Source organism: Rhodoplanes sp. SY1 (genome assembly GCF_046000175.1).
In the GTDB taxonomy this organism is placed as follows: domain Bacteria; phylum Pseudomonadota; class Alphaproteobacteria; order Rhizobiales; family Xanthobacteraceae; genus Rhodoplanes.
Genome location: NZ_JBEOMB010000148.1, coordinates 1 through 867, shown reverse-complemented (window position 1 = coordinate 867; position 867 = coordinate 1). Strand labels below are relative to the sequence as shown.

Here is an 867-nt window from a genome sequence, read left to right as displayed (position 1 = left end):
GCAGGACGCCGGGACGATCACAGCGTTCAAAAAAACTTCGCGACGACGCTGAGCGCCTATCTCGAAGGCGTCGCCGAGCGCAAGCCGGTCGAGATCTGGTTCCAGGACGAGGCGCGCATCGGCCAGAAGAACGGGATCGTGCGCATGCGGGCGCGGCGCGGTTCGCGGCCACGTCAGCCCGCCGATCAGCGCTACGAGAACGCCTGGCTGTTCGGGGCCATCTGCCCGGCGCGCGGCACCGGGGCCGCGGTAGCCATGCCGGCGGCCGACACCGAGGCCATGCAGGTCCACCTCGACGAGATCGCCCGCACCGTCGCCACAGGCGCTCACGCCGTCCTGCTGCTCGACCGTGCCGGCTGGCACACCACGCCGGCTCAGAAGGTGCCGAGGAACGTGACCTTGCTGTTCCTGCCGTCGCGCTCGCCGGAGCTCAACCCGGTCGAGAACGTCTGGCAGTTCCTGCGCGGCAACTGGCTCTCCAACCGCGTCTTCGACACCTACGACGACATCGTCGACGCCGCCTGCGACGCCTGGCGCCGCCTCGTAGCCCAGCCCGAGACCATCACGTCCATCGGAATGCGAGCATGGGCTCACATCGGTTAGACATGAGGGCCGTTGGTATGAGGAGACCTGTGCGCGGGTTGGGAGGTCGACTGATTTTCGCGGTTTTTGCTGTCGACCGCGGAGATGAGGCGAATCGGCGGGCGTGGTGGCGTGCAGGCTCGCTGGTTCGGCTCGGATGGCCATTACGATCCACATCGACATCGCCGCCGTGGCGGTGTCACGTCCGCCCGATTGGGTCAGGCGGCGGTCGTGATGGTCATCGCCCGTTTCAGATTGTAGGCGATGGCGGTGAGGTGGATTAGG

Annotated in this window: 1 pseudogene; it reads left to right on the top strand. The window is 67.0% G+C overall.

Features of this window, described 5'->3' with window-relative positions:
- A pseudogene (locus ABTU92_RS26200) lies at nt 1–603 on the top strand (IS630 family transposase); the annotation flags it as partial.
- Nucleotides 604–867 lie beyond the last annotated feature (264 nt).